The sequence below is a fragment of the Asaia sp. W19 genome (assembly GCF_003994335.1).
In the GTDB taxonomy this organism is placed as follows: Bacteria; Pseudomonadota; Alphaproteobacteria; order Acetobacterales; family Acetobacteraceae; genus Asaia.
Map to the genome: position 1 here is coordinate 1 of NZ_PNQZ01000207.1, position 841 is coordinate 841.

Below are 841 nucleotides of genomic sequence, written 5' to 3' on the forward strand. Positions count from 1 at the left end.
GGGGGGAGAACCTGCAGGAAAGGAAGTGAAGAAAGCGCCTCATGGAGCGCGAGGCCGCGTTGCTGATACAGCCGCGAGATACGGCGCAGATGCAGGCGGTAATGCCCGGAATTCATAAGCTCCGCCAAGGCCAGCTGCCCATGGAGATTGGCCGCATATCCCAGATTGCGGTGCGCTGCCCGCAGGGGGGCGATGAGCGCCGGTGGCACGACCATCCAGCCGAGCCTGAGTCCCGGCAAGAGCGTCTTGGAGGCAGAGCCCAGATAGACGCATTCCTCCCCCGATCCATGCGCTGCGAGAGACGCGATCTCGCGCCCATGCCACAGGAATTCGCTGTCATAGTCGTCCTCAAGAATGAGGGAGCCTTGCGCGCGGGCCCGCTCCAGCAGGGCGAGCCGCCGCGTCAGATCCATACGTCCCCCAAGCGGATACTGGTTGGACGGCGTGATGTAGATGAGCTTTGCCTCAGGGGGGAGTTGCGCCGGATCGAGCCCCCCGGCATCGACCGGCACGGGGTGGATCATGGCACCGGCCGCCTGGAAGGCCGCCCGTGCCCCGAGATAACCGGGATTTTCCAGCGCCACGCTCATGCCCGGATCAAGCATCGTCTGAGCGATCAGGTTGAGGGAGGCCTGCGTGCCCGGCGTTATCAGGATCTGCTCGGACGAGACCTGAAGCCCCCTGTCGCTGGCCAGTCGCGCACATAGCGCAGCGCGCAGCGCGCGCGCGCCATGATAACCGCCATAACAGGCCTCCTCCCCGTGAGACTGACGGGCATGACGGCGCAAAATCTGGCCCCAGAGATCGGCGGGGAAGSGCCCCCCAHCGGGGGGGGCGGGGG

General features: G+C 66.2%; 1 protein-coding gene. It reads right to left on the reverse strand.

The window, feature by feature from the left end:
• A partial coding sequence (locus tag C0V97_RS18060) for a PLP-dependent aminotransferase family protein (RefSeq protein ID WP_148114987.1) occupies nucleotides 1-841 on the reverse strand: 841 nt, incomplete at both ends.